Source organism: Erysipelatoclostridium sp. DFI.2.3 (genome assembly GCF_019132535.1).
Classification (GTDB): domain Bacteria; phylum Bacillota_I; class Bacilli_A; order Erysipelotrichales; family Erysipelotrichaceae; genus Clostridium_AQ; species Clostridium_AQ innocuum.
Genome location: NZ_JAHOOJ010000026.1, coordinates 1 through 20,464, shown reverse-complemented (window position 1 = coordinate 20,464; position 20,464 = coordinate 1). Strand labels below are relative to the sequence as shown.

At 43.1% G+C, this 20,464-nt stretch carries 19 protein-coding genes; 15 read left to right on the top strand and 4 right to left on the bottom strand.

The genetic code is table 11. The features are described from left to right. Positions 1-2 precede the first annotated feature (2 nt). Genes KSZ58_RS19210 through KSZ58_RS19200 form a run of 3 tightly spaced genes read left to right on the top strand, consistent with a single transcriptional unit; the run spans position 3 to position 6,473 of the window. A complete protein-coding gene (locus KSZ58_RS19210; protein WP_074747902.1) occupies positions 3-3,164 on the top strand; it encodes an adenine deaminase C-terminal domain-containing protein in 3,162 nt (1,053 codons plus the stop codon). 20 nt (positions 3,165-3,184) lie between these two features. After that, positions 3,185-5,026: a transcription antiterminator gene (locus KSZ58_RS19205; RefSeq protein ID WP_074747905.1), complete on the top strand. Its 1,842-nt coding sequence runs from the start codon at positions 3,185-3,187 to the stop codon at positions 5,024-5,026. Positions 5,027-5,039: 13 nt separating this feature from the next. Continuing rightward, entirely contained in the window at positions 5,040-6,473 is a 1,434-nt protein-coding gene (locus KSZ58_RS19200) for a glycoside hydrolase family 1 protein (RefSeq protein ID WP_009270047.1), read from the top strand. Between the two features lie 141 nt (positions 6,474-6,614). Here KSZ58_RS19200 and KSZ58_RS19195 read toward each other — a convergent pair whose 3' ends face one another. The 4 genes from KSZ58_RS19195 to KSZ58_RS19180 all read right to left on the bottom strand — a co-directional run bounded on the left by KSZ58_RS19195 (position 6,615) and on the right by KSZ58_RS19180 (position 10,456). Then, the gene (locus KSZ58_RS19195) at positions 6,615-7,643 is read right to left on the bottom strand and encodes a zinc-dependent alcohol dehydrogenase family protein (RefSeq protein ID WP_074747908.1); all 1,029 of its coding nucleotides are present in this window, start codon (positions 7,641-7,643) and stop codon (positions 6,615-6,617) included. Position 7,644: 1 nt separating this feature from the next. After that, positions 7,645-8,514 carry a class II fructose-bisphosphate aldolase gene (locus tag KSZ58_RS19190; protein ID WP_074747911.1) on the bottom strand — a complete coding sequence of 290 codons (870 nt, stop codon included), beginning with the start codon at positions 8,512-8,514 and terminating at the stop codon, positions 7,645-7,647. A 10-nt stretch (positions 8,515-8,524) separates the two neighbouring features. Further along, the gene (locus KSZ58_RS19185) at positions 8,525-9,580 is read right to left on the bottom strand and encodes a zinc-binding dehydrogenase (RefSeq protein ID WP_009589025.1); all 1,056 of its coding nucleotides are present in this window, start codon (positions 9,578-9,580) and stop codon (positions 8,525-8,527) included. 138 nt (positions 9,581-9,718) lie between these two features. Further along, positions 9,719-10,456: a MurR/RpiR family transcriptional regulator gene (locus KSZ58_RS19180; protein WP_009270043.1), complete on the bottom strand. Its 738-nt coding sequence runs from the start codon at positions 10,454-10,456 to the stop codon at positions 9,719-9,721. A gap of 394 nt (positions 10,457-10,850) precedes the next feature. Here KSZ58_RS19180 and KSZ58_RS19175 point away from each other — a divergent pair, with 394 nt between their 5' ends. The 12 genes from KSZ58_RS19175 (at position 10,851) to KSZ58_RS19120 (ending at position 19,992) form a co-directional block, all read left to right on the top strand. Further along, complete coding sequence (locus tag KSZ58_RS19175) at positions 10,851-11,597, top strand: PTS sugar transporter subunit IIC (RefSeq protein WP_009270042.1); 747 nt, start codon at positions 10,851-10,853, stop codon at positions 11,595-11,597. Between the two features lie 2 nt (positions 11,598-11,599). Beyond that, the gene (locus tag KSZ58_RS19170) at positions 11,600-12,436 is read left to right on the top strand and encodes a PTS system mannose/fructose/sorbose family transporter subunit IID (RefSeq protein ID WP_009270041.1); all 837 of its coding nucleotides are present in this window, start codon (positions 11,600-11,602) and stop codon (positions 12,434-12,436) included. 76 nt (positions 12,437-12,512) lie between these two features. Next, entirely contained in the window at positions 12,513-13,178 is a 666-nt protein-coding gene (locus KSZ58_RS19165) for a ribulose-phosphate 3-epimerase (RefSeq protein ID WP_009588995.1), read from the top strand. A 14-nt stretch (positions 13,179-13,192) separates the two neighbouring features. After that, the gene (locus KSZ58_RS19160) at positions 13,193-13,591 is read left to right on the top strand and encodes a PTS sugar transporter subunit IIA (RefSeq protein WP_009270039.1); all 399 of its coding nucleotides are present in this window, start codon (positions 13,193-13,195) and stop codon (positions 13,589-13,591) included. A 15-nt stretch (positions 13,592-13,606) separates the two neighbouring features. Further along, entirely contained in the window at positions 13,607-14,083 is a 477-nt protein-coding gene (locus KSZ58_RS19155; protein WP_009270038.1) for a PTS sugar transporter subunit IIB, read from the top strand. Between the two features lie 33 nt (positions 14,084-14,116). Beyond that, positions 14,117-15,172, top strand: a complete 1,056-nt coding sequence (locus tag KSZ58_RS19150) for a galactitol-1-phosphate 5-dehydrogenase (RefSeq protein WP_161128928.1) — start codon at positions 14,117-14,119, stop codon at positions 15,170-15,172. Then, the gene (locus KSZ58_RS19145) at positions 15,169-15,474 is read left to right on the top strand and encodes a hypothetical protein (RefSeq protein ID WP_009270036.1); all 306 of its coding nucleotides are present in this window, start codon (positions 15,169-15,171) and stop codon (positions 15,472-15,474) included. Before KSZ58_RS19150 ends, KSZ58_RS19145 begins: the two co-directional genes overlap by 4 nt. Next, on the top strand, positions 15,471-16,031 hold the full coding sequence (locus KSZ58_RS19140; protein ID WP_217752843.1) for a sugar isomerase: 561 nt from the start codon (positions 15,471-15,473) through the stop codon (positions 16,029-16,031). Before KSZ58_RS19145 ends, KSZ58_RS19140 begins: the two co-directional genes overlap by 4 nt. 11 nt (positions 16,032-16,042) lie before the next feature. Continuing rightward, on the top strand, positions 16,043-17,143 hold the full coding sequence (locus KSZ58_RS19135) for a galactitol-1-phosphate 5-dehydrogenase (RefSeq protein ID WP_217752842.1): 1,101 nt from the start codon (positions 16,043-16,045) through the stop codon (positions 17,141-17,143). A gap of 390 nt (positions 17,144-17,533) precedes the next feature. Further along, positions 17,534-17,872 (top strand): hypothetical protein, encoded by a 339-nt coding sequence (locus KSZ58_RS23415; RefSeq protein WP_009270033.1) that lies wholly within the window; start codon positions 17,534-17,536, stop codon positions 17,870-17,872. Positions 17,873-17,961: 89 nt separating this feature from the next. Beyond that, positions 17,962-18,558: a hypothetical protein gene (locus KSZ58_RS23410; protein WP_308125185.1), complete on the top strand. Its 597-nt coding sequence runs from the start codon at positions 17,962-17,964 to the stop codon at positions 18,556-18,558. A 681-nt stretch (positions 18,559-19,239) separates the two neighbouring features. Then, positions 19,240-19,992: a GNAT family N-acetyltransferase gene (locus tag KSZ58_RS19120; protein ID WP_009270031.1), complete on the top strand. Its 753-nt coding sequence runs from the start codon at positions 19,240-19,242 to the stop codon at positions 19,990-19,992. Positions 19,993-20,464 lie beyond the last annotated feature (472 nt).

The following is a 20,464-nucleotide window of genomic DNA, read 5'->3' as shown; positions in this document are numbered from 1 at the left end:
CCATGCTTGCGTTTCAACCAAAGGATACAAAACGGCTTATTGCAGCGGCTTTGGGAAATGTAGAGAATGATCTGGCTATTGAGGGATGCCGCATCTTCAACGTATTTACAAAAGAATTCCTGGAAGCAACTGTCTACATCTGCGACGGGTTTATATCCCATGTGGAATATAACAAAAAGAATTCGGCACTGCCTTCAAAGCAGCGATTACAGCTGAACGGAATTTTGTGTCCGGGCTTCATTGATGCACATACACATATTGAAAGCTCGCTCCTTGTACCGGAACATTATGCCGCTATGGTTCTGCCGCACGGGACAACGACTGTACTGGAGGATGCCCATGAAATAGCAAATGTAATGGGAGTGGAAGGTATTCAGTATATGCTTGCTGCTTCACAGGATCTCCCTATGCGTATGCTGCTGACACTTCCATCCTGTGTTCCAAGTCTTCCGGGGTTTGAATCTTCTAATGCTGAACTGTTCGCAAAGGATTATACAGCACTCTTTCAGCATCCGCGTGTAGCCGGACTGGGTGAGGTGATGGATTATGAGGGAGTTTTGCAGGGAGAACAGCGTATACATGATTTGCTGCTTGCTGCTAAAAAGCATGCAGGCTATCTGCAGGGACATGCACCTCTTATGGAGGGGAACCGTCTCAGTGCGTATGTAAATGCAGGGCCGCAATCCGATCATGAGGTGAAAACGAAACAGGAGGCTCTTGATAAATACAGAAAGGGTATGTGGATCGATATCAGAGAGGCAAACACACAGGGGCGCATGAAAGAGATTCTGGATGTCTGCAAAGAATTTAATGATTACAGCCGCATATGCTTCTGTACGGATGACCGACGCTGTAATGTCACCGGAAAATACGGACATCTGGATCATGTGGTAAGAAAAGCCGTATCTCTTGGAATGCCTGTGAAGGAAGCCCTGTTATCAGCGAGCTACCGTGTGGCACAGGAAAGCGGATGTAAGCATCTGGGTGCGATTGCTCCGGGATATGCAGCCGATCTGGTGCTGTTGAATAATGTGGAGGATCTGCAGGTGCATGCAGTATTCTTTGAAGGGAAGCTTGTCAGCAAGAAGGAACAGCTGACATCGCCAATTGTTTTATCCTCTTATACCCGCGAGCTGAACAGCAGAAATACTATCCAAATGCAGGCCCTGAAGCAGGAGGATTTCCTTATCAAAGCAAAGGGTCCGTATGCACAGCTGAATATCCTAAGCTTTGCATCTGAATATATAGCTACATCCCATCTGAAAACACGTATATGCCCGATACAGGATGGAAGGGTTTTGCTTCAAAAGGATAAAAAACAAATGTATGCCGCAGTATTCAACCGCTATGGACGCACACAAAGGGCGGTTTGTATCGTCGAGAATTTCGGTATTGACCATGGTGCTGTTGCCAGCAGTATCTCTCATGACAGTCATAATGTATGTGTGGTTTATGATACACCTGAAAACGGGTATCTGGCCGTACAGGAGGTTATGAATATGCATGGAGGCTTCTGTGCAGTTTCACAGGGAAATATTCTTGCATCTCTGGCTCTTCCTGTTGCCGGACTGATGAGCACGGAATGCATGGAAACAGTATCACAAAACGTGGATCTAATGGCAGAGGCCTTTCATAAGCTGGGGAACAGCTATTTGGAAAATCCGGTATCCAGAATCACAATATTGAATTTGCTTGTATGTCCGTACGTGAAGCTTTCTGACCACGGACTTGTTATGACAGAAGAGAAAAAAATAATACCAGTCGTGAAAAAGGAGGGAATCACCATGGATCAGCGTTATGAAAACGTAGTTTTAGATAAAATTCCGTTTCCGAAGGAGGAGACAGGAGAACCGGTACTGCTTAGTGATGAAACCATGCAGGAAAGACGGCAAAAGATTCTTCACCGTATGCAGGAGAAAAAACTGGACTGTATTGCCGTATATGCAGATGTGGAGCATGGTGGCAATTTTGAATACCTTACCGGTTTTATACCGCGTTTTGAAGAAGCCTTACTGATTCTTCATAAAAATGAAGATGCATATCTTCTACTGGGGAATGAGGTCCTTTCATTATCCAAGCATGCAAGAATACCTGCAAAGGGTCTGCATATGTCTTATTTCTCACTGCCTGACCAGCCGCTTCAGGAGGAAGAGGATCTAAAAAGTGTGTTAGCTAAGGCAGGCGTTAAGAACGGTATGCATCTCGGTGTGGTTGGATGGAAAGGCTTCTACCGTTTACAGAAAGAGCTGTTTGACATACCCTATTACATTCTTGAAGCATTGAAAGCTTGTGAAGTGAAGATAAGCAATGCAACGGATATATTCATCTCTCCAAAGGATGGTGCAAGAACGGTCAATAATGCAAATGAAATTGCACATTATGAGTATGGGCAGATCCTTGCAGCAAGAGGTCTTCAGCGGGCGATGCTTGCTCTGAAGCCGGGAAAAACAGAAGCTGAAATCGGAGGATTGCTGGAATCCGAAGGTCAGATACACAATGTTGTGACCATCTGTTCCAGCGGGACACGGTTTGAAAAAGCCAATCTGTATCCTATGAACAAGCCGATACAGACAGGAGAGAGAATATCACTAACCGTCGGGTATAAAGGTGGTCTTGCCAGCAGAGCAGCGTTTGCCGCCTATAAACGAGAAGACCTTGATTCCGCAGTAAGAGATTATGAAGAGAAAATCGCAAAACCATATTTCGCAGCTGTTTGCACATGGCTTGAGCATCTCCATATCGGTATGGAGGGGAAAGAGGTATATGCGTTGGTTGATGATATTCTGCCGAAGGATATTTTCTGCTGGAAGTTGAATCCCGGACACCTCACTGCGGATGAGGAATGGCTAAGCAGCCCGATTTACGAAGGTTCAAGGCTGAAGCTGAAAAGCGGTATGCTTTTGCAGATTGATATCATTCCATCTGTAGAAGGATATCCGGGCTGCTGCTGTGAAAACGGCGTTGTTCTTGCGGATGCGGTATTGAAAGAGGAAATCAAAAAGCAGTATCCAAACAGCTGGGAGCGCATGTTAGAAAGAAGAACATATATACAGGATGTTCTCGGTATTCAGTTGCATGAGGATATCCTGCCGTTATCCAGTATGGTTGCCTATTATACACCATATCTGATGAATCACGATTACGCATTTACCTGGAAACAATAACATGGAAAGGGAGAGATATCATGGAGATCAGTCTGTCAAAACGACAAATGAAGATGGTTGATATACTACTGAAGGAATCCGAATATTGTACTGCAGCGACACTTGCCAATCTTTTAAAGGTCAGTGAGAAAACAATACACGGAGAAATAGCAGAAATCAATAGGAAATCAAAAGCCTGCATGATATCTTCTCTGAAAGGAAAAGGGTATGTAGTGCGTGATAAGGATGCCTGGATCAGGCAGAACTATATCGTTGGTGATGAGGGGAGAAGAGATATAAAAATACTGAAGGAAATTCTATTCAATGAGCATGTGGATTACTATGAGCTTGCGGATAGATTTTATATCAGCCCCTCTACACTGAATAAGGATATACGGATATTGAATGAACGCATACAGAAGGAATTTCGGACACTGAGGATTACAAGAAAACAAAATCATCTCTTTCTGAATTGTGATGATATAGAAAAACGAAGGGTTTTGACTTATTTCCTATTGGAGGAAAGTGAGGATCAGCGCTTTGATGTTGGAATATTGGATCGTTATTTTGAAAATGTGGATGTCTATAGGCTTTCTGAGATACTGATGGAATTTATCCACAGGCAGCAGCTTGCTGTTTCTGATTTTAATCTGTTTTCCATCCTGCTGCATATGCTGATGTATATCAGTAACACCTCTTATATATGCATGGAAGAGGATCGTGCTTCGATATGTGATCAGGGCTGTAGGCCGTTACTTGAAGCGATAAGGGAAAGAATGCGTATTCAATTCACTGCAGAGGGTACACAGCAGATTTGTGCATTGTTCAAAAAACGAAATGCAGGACAGGATGATGTGAGAGTTATGCAGTTTCTGCATGAAGTATTGAGGGAAATTTATGATATTTACAGTATCAATTTTACTGAAAATCAGGATCTTATGGATAATCTGGCATTGCATCTTCAAAATTTGAGAAACCGCTGTAAGCATGGTATGCTGATAAAAAATCCATTATTGTCAGAGCTGAAGCAGAGCTTTGTTCTTATATATGATATCGCAGCATATATAGCGATACGCTTTCAGGAACAAACAGGCTATGTTCTGGATGAAAACGAAATCAGCTTTATCGCCTTGCATATTATGAACGGTATCAAAAGTATAAAGACCTCCATTGTCCGTATCGCATTGATCAATCCGTATGGAAATTCTGTAACACATATCATACAGCAGAGATTACAGGCTTTAACAGATGTCGAGATGATCGGCTGCTTCTCCATGTTTGATTTTAAAACGCTTTATACCGAGAAGCCGGATATTATTGTGACAATGGTCTCAACCAGTGAGCAAATGGGAGTACCTGTCTTTCAGCTTGATAATTATCTTCAGGATGAAGAATATGAGAAAATTGAGCGTATTGTAAAGAGTGTCCGCGTTAAAAAGTCTTATGAAAATATCATGATCCATAATTATTTCATGGAGGATTTGTTTTGTATTCCCTCACAGCTTACTACCAAGGATGAGGTGATTACCTATCTTTGCAGCTTACTCGAGGAACAGGGGTATGTGGACGCCGATTTTCAGGAACAGATTTATGAAAGAGAAGCAATTGCACCTACCTGCTTTGGCGCAAGATATGCAATTCCGCATACAACGAAAAAAACAGCAAAGAAAAACGGCATCGCTGTCGCACTGCTGAGGAAGCCCGTTATATGGGATGGCTTTGAAGTGAACATTGTATTGATGTTTGCTTTGCACAAGAGCTTTGATCAGGTTCCAAAGCTGTATGATCTGATACTGAATGTATTTGATGATCCTATTCGATTTGCACAGGTATTGGAATGTGACAGCTATACAGCATTTATGAAGAAAATACATATTACATGAGAGGAGAGATATAATGAAAAAAGATAAACAATTTCCGGAAGGGTTTTTATGGGGTGGCGCAACCAGTGCCTATCAGTTTGAGGGGGCATGGAATGAGGATGGCAAGGGTGTAAACATTGTGGATATTCTTCCACATGGCAGCAGAGAGGCGGTACCAAAGGATCATAAGATTCTGCCGGATGTATTTTATCCTTCCCATGGCGGTATTGATTTCTATCACACCTATAAGGAGGATATCAGACTGTTTAAGGAGATGGGTATGAAGTGCTTCCGCATGTCGATTGCATGGACAAGAATTTATCCAACCGGAGTGGAGGAGGAGCCCAATGAAAAGGGTCTGCAGTTTTATGACAATGTGATTGATGAGCTTCTGAAAAACGGTATCGAGCCGCTGATCACCATTTCACATGACGAATTTCCACTGCATCTGGTAGAGGCATATGGCGGATGGAGAAATCGTATTCTGATTGATCTTTATGTAAAGTATGCGAAAACACTGTTTGAACGCTATAAAGGAAAAGTAAAATACTGGATCACGTTTAATGAAATCAATTTCTGCAGTGTTATTCCATGGTATGCGGCAGGTCTTGAATTTGAAGAAGGGGAGCATAAGGAACAGATCATGTTTCAGGCAGCACATCATCAGATGGTTGCAAGCGCACTGACAGTAAAGCTGGCACGCAGCATCGATCCGGAAATGAAAATCGGTTGTATGATCAATGCGATTCCAAGCTATGCCAATACATGCAAACCAGAGGATGTTATGGAAAGCATTGAAGCGAACCATGAGATTTTCCTTTATACCGATGTATGTGTACGTGGAGCGTACCCATCCTATGCAAATCGTTTCTTTGAAGAAAAGGGAGTTAAAATAGTTATGGAGGACGGTGATGCTGCAGTACTTGCACAGGGATGCGTTGATTTCTGCTCCTTCAGCTACTATTATTCAAGAGTGACTCCGTTAAATCCGGAAAAGGTCAGTGATCTGACAGAGGATGAGCGCATGCTGGGAGTTCTCCGTAACCCTTATCTGAAAGCCAGCGACTGGGGCTGGGTGATTGATCCGGTTGGCCTGCGTATTATTCTGAATCAGCTTTATGAGCGCTATCAGATTCCACTGATGATTGTAGAAAACGGTCTTGGTGCGCATGATGAGCTGGTTGATGGAAAGATACATGATGATTACCGTATAGAATACTTTAAAAATCATTTGATTCAGGTGCGAGAAGCAATCAAAGACGGTGTGGATGTTATGGGTTACACATCCTGGGGCTGTATTGATATTACAGCCGCCAGCACCGGTCAGATGAGCAAGCGCTATGGCTTTATTTATGTGGATATCAATGATGATGGAAGTGGTAGCAAAAAACGCTATAAAAAAGATTCCTTTGCGTGGTATAAGCGTGTAATGGAATCCAATGGGGAAGAGGGACTTGACGAATCATAAATAAAAGCTTAGGCTAATGAAATAGCTTCAGAAATATGAAGAAGCTATAGAGTATAATAAAGGAAGCCATCCATAAGGGTCTTCATCTGAAGTAGTCAGAAAAAGGCGATTGGATGGCTTTTTATATTCAGAAAATACAAGTTAATCCACGATAGCTTCTGTATGCGGCTGTATACATACAAGTACCTTACCCTTGCGGAACCATTTCCGCGTTTGCAGTTCTTCCACTATTTCCTCCAACTCCAATATTTTGCTTATTATTGCATCGCAGTCGATAGCTCCACAAGCCAGCAGATTGATTGCACGCTGTGTTGTATGTGGATTGACAAAGCTTGTTTTAATAGTAAGTTCTTTCTGAAAAGCACTGTACTGATTAAAAGCAGCAGGCTGCTGCGGGTCACCCAGCCCAAACAGAACAACCGTAGCACATTTACCGGCATACTGGAACGCATTTTCCATCGTTGTCTTTAATCCCACACATTCCATGACCCTGTTGATATGAAGCTGCTGCTTCTGCAGGATACCCTTTACATCATCATCCGGCGATAAAAACATGGTAGCGCCCAAGGCTTCTGCCAGTTCTTTTTTTTCGCTCTGCGGCTCGACTACAACGATTTGAGCAGCTCCGGCAAGACGGCAGAGCTGCACCATCATGGAACCGATTGCCCCCATACCGACAATGAGAACATGATCTCCCAGATGTACATCCAGCAAATCCATGCCATGCAGACAGCAGGATAAAGGCTCTGCAAGCGCTGCATGCTTCAATGAAAGAGTATCCGGTAAAGGGTAGACATTTTCCTGTGGAGGGCATATATACTCTGCAAAGCCCTTTACAACACCGCGGCTGTTTTCACACATATGCGGCATTCCTGCCTGACAGTAGGTACAATGTCCGCAACTCCAGTTCGGATCGACGCATACGCGGTCTCCGATATGAATGCCGCTTACGTTTCTTCCTGTTTCAACAACAATTCCACTTGCTTCATGTCCAAGAACCACGGGAGGTATAACCGGACGTGATCCACCCAATCCATCGTATTTATGTAGATCGGTACCACACAGACCGCAATAGGATACGGCAACCTTTACCCCTGTATCTGTTAAAGGCGGCTCCTGAAAATCAATGATTCTTACATCATGTCGTCCGAAATATACTGCTGCTCTCATATTACTGCTCCTTATGATGCGCAAAAATACGAAGAGCTTCCTCCACATTGCTGCACATAGCTGCTATTGCTGCATTTGCTAAATCATGAAAGTAGACAGGCTCGCTAGCGGCTGCATATTCTCTTGCAGCTTCTCCCCCGCTTTTTGCCATATAGGTATAGTAATTTACCTTGCGTACACCATTTTCGATTACGATATCATAATCTGCTTCACTGACACCGCTTCCCCCATGCATAACGATTGGTACACCAATGGCTGCATCCAGTTCTTTTACCAGCTCATAATCCAGACAGGGCTTTGTCGCATATAGTCCATGCACCGTGCCAAACGCACAAGCCAGACAATCCACACCTGTCTTTTCTACGAAATCCTGTGCAATCAGCGGATCGGTAAACATACTTCTGTCAATCTTACGGTTTTCTGTTATTTTCTGATCATTGAGGGTTACACCAGCCATCTGACCGATTTCCGCCTCCACACTGGCACCATACTCCTTTGCCATACTGACAGCCATTCTCGTATATGCGATATTTTCTCCATAGGGCAGGGAGGAGCCGTCATACATGATAGAGGTGAAGCCCATATCCAGAGCTTTCTTGAGAATATGAAGATCCACGCCATGATCAAGATGGACGGCCACAGGTACGGTTGCCTGATCTGCCATCATGACCATTATGGGACCAATGATATCCAGACTCATAATATGCTCCTCCTCATGAACCTGTGCAAATTGAAGAATGACAGGCTCCTTTTTGCTTTCCGCTGCCTGTAACACCGCCTGCAGGGTTTCCAATCCGGTAATATTAAAGGCACCGATTGCCTTATTCTCTGCGTTTGCGACACAGAGCAGTTCTTTTGTTGTAACCAGCATAATTTCCTCCTTATAGCTCCTCGCTGAATGTAATAATGTTTCGGAATGTGTTTCCCTGACAGGATGATGCCAATGCGCTGGATACCTCTTCAACAGGGTAAACACCGCTGATAAATGGCTTAACATCGATAATCCCCTCTGAAATCATGCATGCAGCACGCATAAAATCGCGGTCATTGGAATTCGCTGTTCCCAGAATCTGAATGCTTCCCTTATGAATCCAGTGTGCATCCATCTGAACTGGTTTATTCGGATAAATACCGCTGTATATCATCAGTTTTCCCATGTTACCGACGTAACGGCATGCTTCTTCTACAACACTTGCCGCCGGTGTTGTATCGAACACCGCCCGTGCTTTCCTTCCGTGTGTTATCTTCATAATTCTTTTCTCAGCATGTTCCTTATGCGGGTTTATCGTGTAATGTGCCCCCATGGATGCCGCCATTTCTAAACGTTCTTCATTCATGTCAACGACAATTACAAAACAGCCTTTTTTTACACAGAGCTGCGTATGCAGAAGTCCCATAATGCCAGCCCCGATAATGACACAGGCATCGCCAAACTGTGGATTTACTGTTTCCACACTATGGATGACACAGGAGACAGGTTCACAGATACAGGCCTCCTGCGGTGTTACATTGGTATAGGGGAACACACTGTAGGGGACTGCCATCATATACTCACTAAATCCTCCGGTACCGGGATATGGCTGACCACTGAGAACCTGTGCGGTGTTGAAATTCTGGCAGCTTTGTTCCTCATGCGTTTTACAGAAATAACAGGAACGACAAGGAAGCGTTACACCTACAATAACTCTCTGTCCAACCTCCCAGTCGCCGTGCACATCCTTTCCGATTGCCTCGATTCGTCCTGCCACCTCATGTCCGCCAATCAGCGGATAATCAGTATTGATACTTCCTGTAAACACGCGTTGTTCCCATGTACAGATTCCACATGCTTCGATTTTAACCAGTAATTTATCATCATCCACTTCAGGAATCGGAAACCGCTGAAGCTCAACTGCTCTTTGTCCTGTGAATACCGCGCAGCGCATTTCTTTTTTCATATGCTACCTCCTTTTATACTTTCAGTATAGTGCCTGATGGTCTGAAATTGTTTTCAGATGTAACAGGAATACCGTATTATCTGAAAAGCTTTTCGAGATGCATGGAAAAGAAAAAAGCGCTGCACCAGATGCAGCGAATTAAAGTGTCAGATATTCCACAATCGTACGAGTGATGATATACAGGGGTATACGTGAGATTACGGTAATGGTCTTGTTACTGGTTATGGTTTCTGCATAACCGATAATGCTTACATCAGAATAACGCTCCAGCGGTGTGCCCTCTTTGCAGCAGCAGGTAACCACCCTTGCCCCTGTTCGCTTTGCCATACGCGCACTTATAGCAAGCTCCGGTGTCGTATTCATAACAGACAGAATGATAACAAGGTCATTGGAATTCACCAGCTTATCGGTTTTTACCATCCAGGTAACATCCTTGACGACAAGCGCGTTATAGCCAAGCAGCTGCAACTGCATGCATAGCTCATCAGCAACCAGAGCGGTAAATCCGCGCGCATAAATGAAAATCTTTTCAGCAGTTTTGATATAGTCAATAATTTTGAGTATATTCGTTACGCAAATATTATCAATCGTTTTCACACATTCCTTATAGGACTTGTTTAACACCTTGTTCACTACATAAGAATCATCTGTGTGCTCTGCACGCTTGCTGATCTTATAACGAAGCTCAGAAATACCGCGAAATCCACATTTCTGAATGGTTCGAGAAACCGTTGCCGGAGAGGTAAACGTTTTCTCAGCTATCGTCGTGATTGACATGAGTGGAATGCTGCTCTCATTTTCATTCAGATAATTGATTACCTGCTGCTCTGAATCCGAAAGACTATCATATACTTCTTTGCTTATTTGTATAATCATTCATATCCCTTTCTTTCTTTTTTACCATTATAGCAACTACGTTTCAGCCTTTCCAGTTAATTTTAGATAAAACGATGCTGTAACAGCACTGAAAATCTTTACAGACAGCGCAGCCCCTTTATTTATCATGTATTTTATGAACACGTAAATCAGATTTTAAGAAGCATCGAAAAATCAGTAAAGCTTTCCAATCCAAATCCATTGCCTTGTGGCAGAAGAGAGGATAAAATCGGAATCGTAAACGTGATGTAAACGTTTTCGTTTCTGGCTGTATGTGTCAGAAGAAGGAAGGCAGGTGAATCTTCGGTACTGACGGGGGCATATGGGTATCGGATGAGAACGACATCCGTCGATTACGATTATACATTCATTTTGAAAAAGGGAGGCATTACAAATGCTAATTAAAGCGATTTTAGTAGCACTGCTGGCAACCGGCAGTCAGTGGTGGTTTTCACACCTTATCACAAGAACCTGGCTATATCCGATCTGGTCCGGTTTCCTTACCGGGGTAATCATGGGAGAGCCTGTTTTGGGTATGCAGGCAGCTGCATACATTCAGCTGACCTATCTTGGCTGGATCACAGCCGGAGGCTCCATGCCGGGCAATCTGATGGTCGCAGGTATTTACGGTACGGCCTTGACTGTTCTGTCTGGTGCGGATCCAAAGCTGGCTGTCAGCTTTGCGGTAACATTATCTCTGCTGGGAATCCTGATCAATCAGGCATATATGACCTTAAACTCTGTCTGGGTACACCGTGCAGATAAATATCTGGAGGAGGGAAATCTGAAGGGTGTACGTCTGATGAACTATGTTCCTTCCGGTATTCTGTCTTTTGTATTGTATGGTATTCCGGTGATGCTGATGATTCTGTATGGAGCACAATGGGCACAGGATACTCTGGCAATGATTCCACAGTGGCTTGTTGATGCATTGAATCTTGTCGGTGCGATCATGCCGGCTCTTGGTATTGCGATGCTGTTAAACTACCTTGGAAAGAAAAAGCTGATTGCGTTCTTCTTCTTTGGCTTCTTTGCAACGGTTTATCTGAAACTGGATACGATGTCACTGTTTATTTTCTCTGCTGTAATCGCAGCTGTCATGTACTTCTTTAGCAGAGATCGTGAAGAAGGAGGAGCATAATCATGAGCAATGCAGTTATGAATAAAAAGGAACTGAGCAAAAAGGATCTGGTCAAGGCGTGGGCACTGGTTTACTCCAGCGAAACCTGCTACAACTATGAGCGTCTGCAGGCACTCGGCAACACGAACATGATGATGAGCGTTGTCAAAAAGCTGTATGACACCAAGGAAGAACAGGTGGAAGCACTGAAAACCTATATGGAGTTCTTTAATACAGAGCCTTCCTGGATCGGTACGGTGATTCACGGTATCACTGTTTCCATGGAGGAACAGAAAGCAAACGGTGCGGATATCAGCGGAGAGGATATCAATGCGCTTCGTACCGGTCTGATGGGTCCGATGGCCGGTATTGGGGACACGGTTTCACAGGCAGTTGTTTATCCGATTCTTGCCGGTATCTGCTGTAGTCTGGCACTGGATGGTAATTTTGCAGGTCCGATTTTATTTGAAGTCGTATATAAGGTTTTGATGATCGGCTGTGGCTATACCTGCTTTATGCTTGGCTACAAACAGGGAAAACAGGCAATCTTCAAGCTGCTGCAAAGCGGTACGCTGAATAAAATCACAGAAGCATTTTCCATCATTGGACTGACTGTTGTCGGGAATATGGCATATTCCAGAATCAATGTGATCTGTCCTGCCAAGTTCAGAGTGGGAGAGGTTAAAATCGTAGTTCAGGATATCTTCAATCAGCTGCTGCCGGGCGCAATTCCGCTGATTATCGCATTGTTTGTATGGTGGATGGTTAAGAAGAAAATGAATCCAACCCTTATCATTGCCGTAATCTTTGTAATCGGAATAGCGGCATCCCTGCTGGGACTGCTGAGTGTAGCAGCTTAAAAAGTTGGATCGTGCAATACACAGGATGACAGTTTCCTGCTGTATTGCACACGTATATGTAGAAAGGAAAACGTTTATGGATATAAAAATATCACCATCTATCATGTGCTGTAAAGTAGAGGAATACAAGCCGTATCTGGAGCTGTTTGAAAAGGTACAGCTGGATTCCGTGCATTTCGATATCATGGATGGAGCCTATGTAAAAAATGTCATGCTGGGAACGCCGATTTATAAAGATATCAAGCGGTTGAGCAAGCTTCCCGTGGATGTACATATCATGTCATATCGTCCGGAGGAGTATATGGAATATTATGATATTCAGCCGGGGGATCGTATCAGCTTCCATCCCGAAACAACAGCACAGCCGTATAAGCTCCTGCAGACAATTCGAGACAAGGGCTGTAAGGCAGGGCTTGTATTGAATCCTGGAACACCGGTATCTTATTTGGAGGAATGTATGGATCTGCTTGATTATGTCACTCTCATGACGGTGAATCCGGGCTTTGCAGGCCAGAAAATGGTACCGGACGCACCGCAGAAAATACGACGTGTGCGGCAGCTTCTGGATGCATATGAAAAAGAAATCGACATCGTTGTAGATGGAAACACAACAATAGAAAACAGCAGGCTCATGAGGGATGCAGGAGCCAATGCATTCGTCGTGGGAACATCGAGTATTATCCGCAGTCTGGATACCTTTGAGGAAATGTACAACGCATATGTTCAGGAATTGGAAAAATAAAGTGAGGGAAAATCATGGTTGGAATAGTTATCGCAAGTCATGGTGTATTTTGTGAAGGCTTGAAAAGCAGTACGGAAATGATTGGCGGGACCATTGCACAATGTACTGCGGTCGCTCTGCAGCCCGGGGAGGATCCCGATGCCTATGGTGAACGTTTGTGCAAAGCGGTTGATCAGATGGATGACGGACATGGTGTGCTCATGCTGATTGACCTTCGCGGCGGAACACCGTTCAATCGTTCTATCATGTTGACCAGAGAGAAGCATATTATGCTTACTGTCGGTGCAAATCTTCCGATGCTGCTGAGCGTAGCTCTGGGCAGACATGAGGATTCCACTTTAGAGGAGCTCGCTGCTCTGGCAGAAAAGGAAGCTAAGGAAAGTATCGGTACCATTTGTTTTAACAGACAATAAAAAAGGAGCTGTATTATGGAAAATTTACTACTGGTTCGCATTGACGACCGATTGATACACGGACAGGTTATGACCGCATGGATGAAAACATTACCGGCAAAGCAGATTATCGTAATCGATGATAAGGTTGCAAAGGATGATTTTATGCTGTTTGTACTGCAGAATGCAGCCCCGAGCGGAATCAAGGTGATTGCGCTCACGGAAGAGGAAGCACTGCATAAGCTGCAGAGCGGATTGGATACGCCAAGCTTTGTATTGGCAAAATCACCGCTCAGTCTGAAAAAGCTGGTAGATGGCGGCATTGAAATCAAGGCGGTTAATATCGGCGGTATGGGTATGAAGGCAGGAAGAACGACGGTATATAAAAACGTATCCGCAACAGATGAGGAACGTCAGTGTATCAAGGATTTTCTGGATCGGGGTATTGATGTAGCGATTCAGATCATTCCAAGTGAAAAACGTTTTGAGCTGAATAACATTCTTGCAAAGTAATAAGGTAGATAGAAAAGGAAAGAGGAATATCGAATGAAAGTAATGAGATTGCATGCAATCAATGATTTCCGGCTGGAGGAAATAGAAACACCGGTTCCAAAAGGAGATGAAATTCTTGTAAGGATTGGTGCGTGCGGAATCTGTGGGTCAGATATACCGAGAGTATATCAGCTGGGTACCAGAGTATATCCGGTTGTAATCGGGCATGAATTCAGCGGAACCGTCTGCGCCGTAGGGAATCCGAAGGATGAAGCGCTGATTGGAAAAAAGGCTGCTATATTTCCATTGATTCCATGTCGGGAATGTGAGCCTTGTGAAATCGGACAGTTCTGTCAGTGTGAGAATTATGATTATCTCGGTTCCCGCAGCAATGGCGGTTTTGCAGAATATTGTCTGCTGCCGTCCCGCTGGCATCTGGTTTTGGCACAAGATGAGAATATCGACCTGGAAGCACTGAGTATGTGTGAGCCTGCCTGTGTTGCTCAGCATGCCCTGCGCAGAGGAAATGTTACTGCCGGACAAACGATAGCGATTCTCGGTGCCGGACCCATTGGCATTATGACAGCCCGCTGGGCATCATTGTTTGGTACTTCGCAAATCATCCTGACAGATATTGATGAAGCCAAGCAGAAATTTGCACAGGAACGCGGCTTTACGGTTATCAATTCCAGAAAGGAAAATCTGAAGGAACGTATTGATGTCATAACAAACGGGCGCGGCGTTGACGTTGTGATTGAAGGAACCGGATGCTCTGCCGGAATCAATGATGCCATACAAATCGTAAGAGTTGGCGGTACCATCGTATGGCTGGGAAATCCCCATGCGGATACAACAATACAGCTGAATGTACATTCCCTGCTTCTTCGTAAGGAGCTGGAAATGCATGGTGTATGGAATTCCTTCTATGCGCAGACACCAATCAATGAATGGGAATATACTGTGCAAATGATTGAAGAAGGAAAGCTGGAGGTTTCCGATTTGATTACACATCGAGCCGGGCTGAAGGACCTCAAGCAGCTGTTTGATGATATACACAATCACAGCGTTACGATTTGCAAGGCGTTGTACAGTGCTGCACTGGATGTATGATGCAGTCACGAAAATCGATTGATTTTGTACAATTCATACAAGATCATGAAGGAGAAATATTCGGAAAGAAACGGAGAATAACCGGACAGAGCTATTGCAGCACATATCGTAAGCAAATCGCAGCACTGGATATGAAATTGAATGAATTTATCAGCAGGGACGATGCCAGAGCAAAAGACATTACCTTCCTGCTTGGACTTTTCGCGTTTTCCATATCCCAGTTCTCTGTTCAGATAAAAACTGATGTGAATCGCTATGAGGCGGCATTTTATGCGCTGTTTGAAGAGGGTGATGTGCAATGAAGTATAGAGAAGCAAGGGATACTGTTCTGCAGGAGCTGCAGACGGTATTTACATATGTAAAGGAAGATGAAGTTGTGGCTTTGGCTGAAGCAATCTGTGAGGCTGTAACCGTGTTTGTTGTCGGGGTTGGACGTGTATTGCTGATGCTGCAGGCATTTGTCAAACGCCTAAACCACCTTGGTATCGAAGCAACCTATGTTGGGGCGATTGATGAACCTGCGATTACAGAGCATGACCTTCTGCTTGTAGGCAGTGGCTCCGGAGAAAGTGCCGTGCCGTTGGCTATTGTAAAAATCGCACAGCGGTATCATGCGAAAATTGCACATATTGGAAGCAATGCATCCAGCTCTATGACACCGTATGAGAATATCTTTATCCGTATTCCCTGCAGTACAAAGCTGCAGCTGGAGGATGAAATTTCATCTTCACAGGTCATGAGTAGCCTCTTTGAACAAAGTCTGCTTTTGCTTGCAGATATGGTCGCATTGCTTATTGTCGATAGAAAGCAGATTTCAGATTTGCATGCGTTATGGAAAAAGCATGCGAATCTTGAGTAGAAAGGAAACATATGGAAGGAAAAATGAAAGCAGCAGTCCTGCATGGAATCAATGATCTTCGGATCGAAGAAGTTGAAATACCGAGACTTGATGAACATGATGTATTGGTCAGGGTTTCCGCCTGTGGTGTCTGTGGCTCCGATTTGCCTAGAATTCTTACACAGGGGACCTATCATTTCCCGACGATTCCCGGTCATGAATTTGGAGGAGAGGTAGTTGCTATAGGCAGCTGTGTCAAACAGAACCTGCTGCATAAAAATGTAGCCGTAATTCCTTTGATTCCCTGCAGAACATGTAAATCGTGCGAGGTTGGAGATTTCGCTCAATGTGAAAACTATGATTTTCTAGGTTCACGCAGCGATGGAGGATTTGCAGAATACGTAAAGGTTCCTGAGGAAAATCTGGTTATTATGCCGGATCAGGTAAAGCCTGAAACTGCAGCATTTCTGGAACCAATCAGTGTTGCACTGCATGTGGTATCAAATACAGGTGTGAATTTTGGGGACGATGTTGTCGTATTCGGTTTGGGGGCAATCGGAATATTTGTAGCACAGTGGGCAAAGGCATTTGGGGCATCTCATGTATTTGCCGTAGATCTGGATCCGAAAAAGGTGGAGATAGCCAGACAGCTTGGCTTAACGGATGCCGTCTGCGGTTCGATAGAGGAAGTACGCGAAATCGTGGAAAAAGTTACCAGCCGCGCAGGCTGTGATGTAGTATTTGAAGCTAGTGGTGCGCCTGTTGTCTTCAACCAGGCAATGCAGCTTTTAAAGCAGAACGGGCGTTTTGGTCCTGTTGGAAGACCAGTGAGGGATTTAACCGTCTCCGTGAAGACATATGAAACGATTCTACGCAGGCAGCTGACCATCAAAGGAACATGGAGCTTTGAATTCAAGCGGTTTCCACATAATGCCTGGGATATTTCTCTGGAGGCATTGCAGAAAGGAATTATACAGACAGACGCTATAATTTCTCACCGTTTCCCGCTAGCAAAGACGAAGGATGCAGTTGATTTGATGGCAGAGAAGAAGGAGTTCTTTTATAAGATACTGATAGTGCCGAATGAAGGAACCTTGAACATAAAGCATATTCACGATAAAAATGCCAGCTGATATGTGTAATTCAGCTGGTTTTTCATATTGCGAGGGTAGGAAAGATTTAAAGATTATACTGTATATTTATAGGTACCTGTGATACACTGATGATACAAAAAAGGAGGGGCTGTTCCATGAGAAAATATCCAAACACTATAATGTTGATGTATGCATCACTATCACAAAAGCCCCGGCCATTCTGCATGTCCGCTTAATGGACCCTTTTTTTCGCGTTCATATAGTATTTTAACACAAGACACCTTTTTCTATATGATGTATGAGTCAGCTGATTATCGGCGGACATTGTAATAAATACGCTATATACCATAAAAATAATAGCAAAAGCAGAGGACCACCGGGTCATATTCTTCTAGGAGATCATGAAATAAGGAAAGAAGGGATATGATTATGCGTGAGACTACAAGAATTGCTTCTGCTATTACAAAAAATGAAAATAAAAAAGTGTACGATGAGTATTATAAAAGGATTTTATCAAATAAGCAGATTCTTGCCTGTGTCATGAAGGGCTGCATACCGGAATATGAGGATACACCACTGGAGGAAATTCCAGCCTATATTGAATTGTCAGCGACAGAAAGTGAAATGATCGATGAGAAAAGCATTGAGGTTGTGGATGAAGCCATACCGGGATCACAGATCAAATACGATATTCAGTTTGAGGCAGCTTTGCTGTGCAAATATAAAGCTGAAGGAAGCGAAGAAAAGAGACCATCGTACAAGGAGTAGCTCTGCCTGATCATCAATCTGGAAAGTCAGGCAAAGGAAATCCAGGGTATTCGCTGATTAAGCGTGCGCTGTATTGCAGCAGTAGAGTGGTGGCAAAGCAGAAAAATGCAGAGCTTGGATTTGCGAATTCAAAGTATGGAGAAATAAAAAAGGTCTATTCCATATGGATATGTATCGGTCATGCGAAGCAAAAGAATGATGTTATAAATTCATATACTATACAGGAAAGCTGTCATACGAAGATATGGCATGCGCCAAGAAATCACTTCGATATCATGACAGCGGTCATGGTATATCCGCAGGTGGAAGCGTTTCAGAATGGAAAGGAAGACAGGGAAGCACAGAATCCTGTGAAGACGTGTGAGCAGAAGCTGCTGGAGCTGTTGAAGGTACTGTTCATAAAAGACTTTTCGGTGGAAAAAAAGAAGGAACGATTAGAAAAAGAGTATGGGATAATGATGAAGAGGGAGACAGAAAGCGAGGTCATGGAAATGTGTAACTTTAGCGATTTTATAGAAGAAAGAGGAATCAAGAAGGGGCTGGAACAGGGAAAAGTGAATACAACAGTTCAGCATGTACAGAATCTGATGCAGTTCAGTAACCTCAGTGCAGATGAAGCCATGAAAATGCTGGGTGTGGAAAAAGAATTACAGTCTGTAATTTTGAACAAGCTGCATCAGGCTTGAATAATAAGTAATTTTAATTCATAGGAGTAAAGAGTATAAGGCGTATGTGTTTTATACTCTTTTTTGTATTGTAGATTGAAAAATCCTGTATACGCAATGCGTATGAAAATGGAGGCTGACTACCATATAATTGAAATAATATGACAAGAAGAGATTTTGCGTAGGTATGGTTTCTGCACAATTGAATATAGATATATGTTATCTAATAGTAAGAGCTAATCTGGAGACAATGGAAAAGCTAATGTAATCATCATCAGCATTTACTATTCCTATGAATCGGATTTACATCTGTTTGTGAAAAAGCGAATAGCAACTCCAATCAAGCTTTCATTTTCAATCTGTATTATAATTGTATTATATAAGCTATGCACATGATACGTAAAACAGTTTTCTGATAAAAGTAAATTCAAGCTATCATATGTATGCAGTGTGCCTATTCAGTGATCAGTTTCATTATGATGGCTGTTATGCATTCAATTACACAAGCAGTTTGAGGCAGAGAAGATTTAACATATAACGGTGAGACCAACAGAATCAGTAAGAGCATCACATACGCATATGACTGCACCATGTTTGACAAACAAAAACTTAATGATGAGAATTTCATAAGGACGCATTTATGTATTGTGGTTGCCATACTCATTCAAAACAAATAAGGTAAACATAAGGAGGAAGATACATATGAAGAATGACTTTATCAATTTAACAGAGGAAAATGTATCAGATGAACATCTATGCTGCATCATACGCAGCAGGAAGCCACATTCCGGGATATCAGCAAAACGAGAATGGCTTTCAGATCGGTTGAAAGAAGGGCATGTGTTTAGAAAATTAAATGTAAAGGGAACCGTTTTTATTGAATATGCACCGCTTGAAACCGCTTGGGTACCTATAGAGGGAAGTCGTTATTATTATATATACTGCTTATGGGCTACCGGAGAGTATAAAGGAAAAGGCTATGGCAAGCAGCTGTTGGAATACTGTATCGCAGACGCCAAAGCAAATGGAAAATCCGGAATTTGTGTTCTCGGGGCAAAAAAGCAGAAAGCCTGGCTTACAGATCAGTCCTTTCTTAAACGGTATGGATTTCAGGTTGTGGATACTACAGAAAGCGGCTATGAGCTGCTGGCACTATCCTTTGATGGGACATTTCCGCAACTTTGTGAAGCTGCGAAAAAAGAGAGAATTACAAATCAGGACCTTACTGTTTTCTATGATATGCAGTGTCCATATATACTGAAAAATGTAGATATCGTAAGGCAGTATTGTGAAAAGCATGATATCCCCGTAGCATTTCATTTGGTTGATACATTAGAAAAAGCAAAAGCTGTGCCCTGTGTTTTTAATAACTGGGCAGTGTTTTACAAAGGAAGCTTTCAGACTGTAAATTTGCTTCTGGATATAGCGGCTCTAAAACGGATCGTAAAGAAATAAGTATGCTAGGCGGTGTGTAAGTGATAGGTCATAGCCATCTTACCTTCCTCATCGGCTTCCTCATCCTGTATATTTACAAAAAAGTCAGGAATCATTATTTATCCTGACGTTCACTCTTGGAAATAACAGTTTGTTCTTTCCTATGATAATATTTTTTTCAATTCACGTTGTCCATTATATTTTATGGTAAGCAGGATGTTATACTTCCTGCTTTTGAAAGCTATGCTAATTCATGACAGGGTAGGTTACATCCTCACGGGGAAAAATCAACAAGAACACCGGGAATTTGCGCTTCTTATATCATATTGTTTCCTGATGAACACCCTGCAGGGGTTAAGAATTAGAGGGAATATAGCAAAAGATGTGTAAATAGTAAAAAGCGGGTAAGAATGTAGATACGAAACATACTTACAGGAGGAAAAATACTATGAACACATCTTTTATTTCGACAAAGCAGATCAAGGACCTTGTG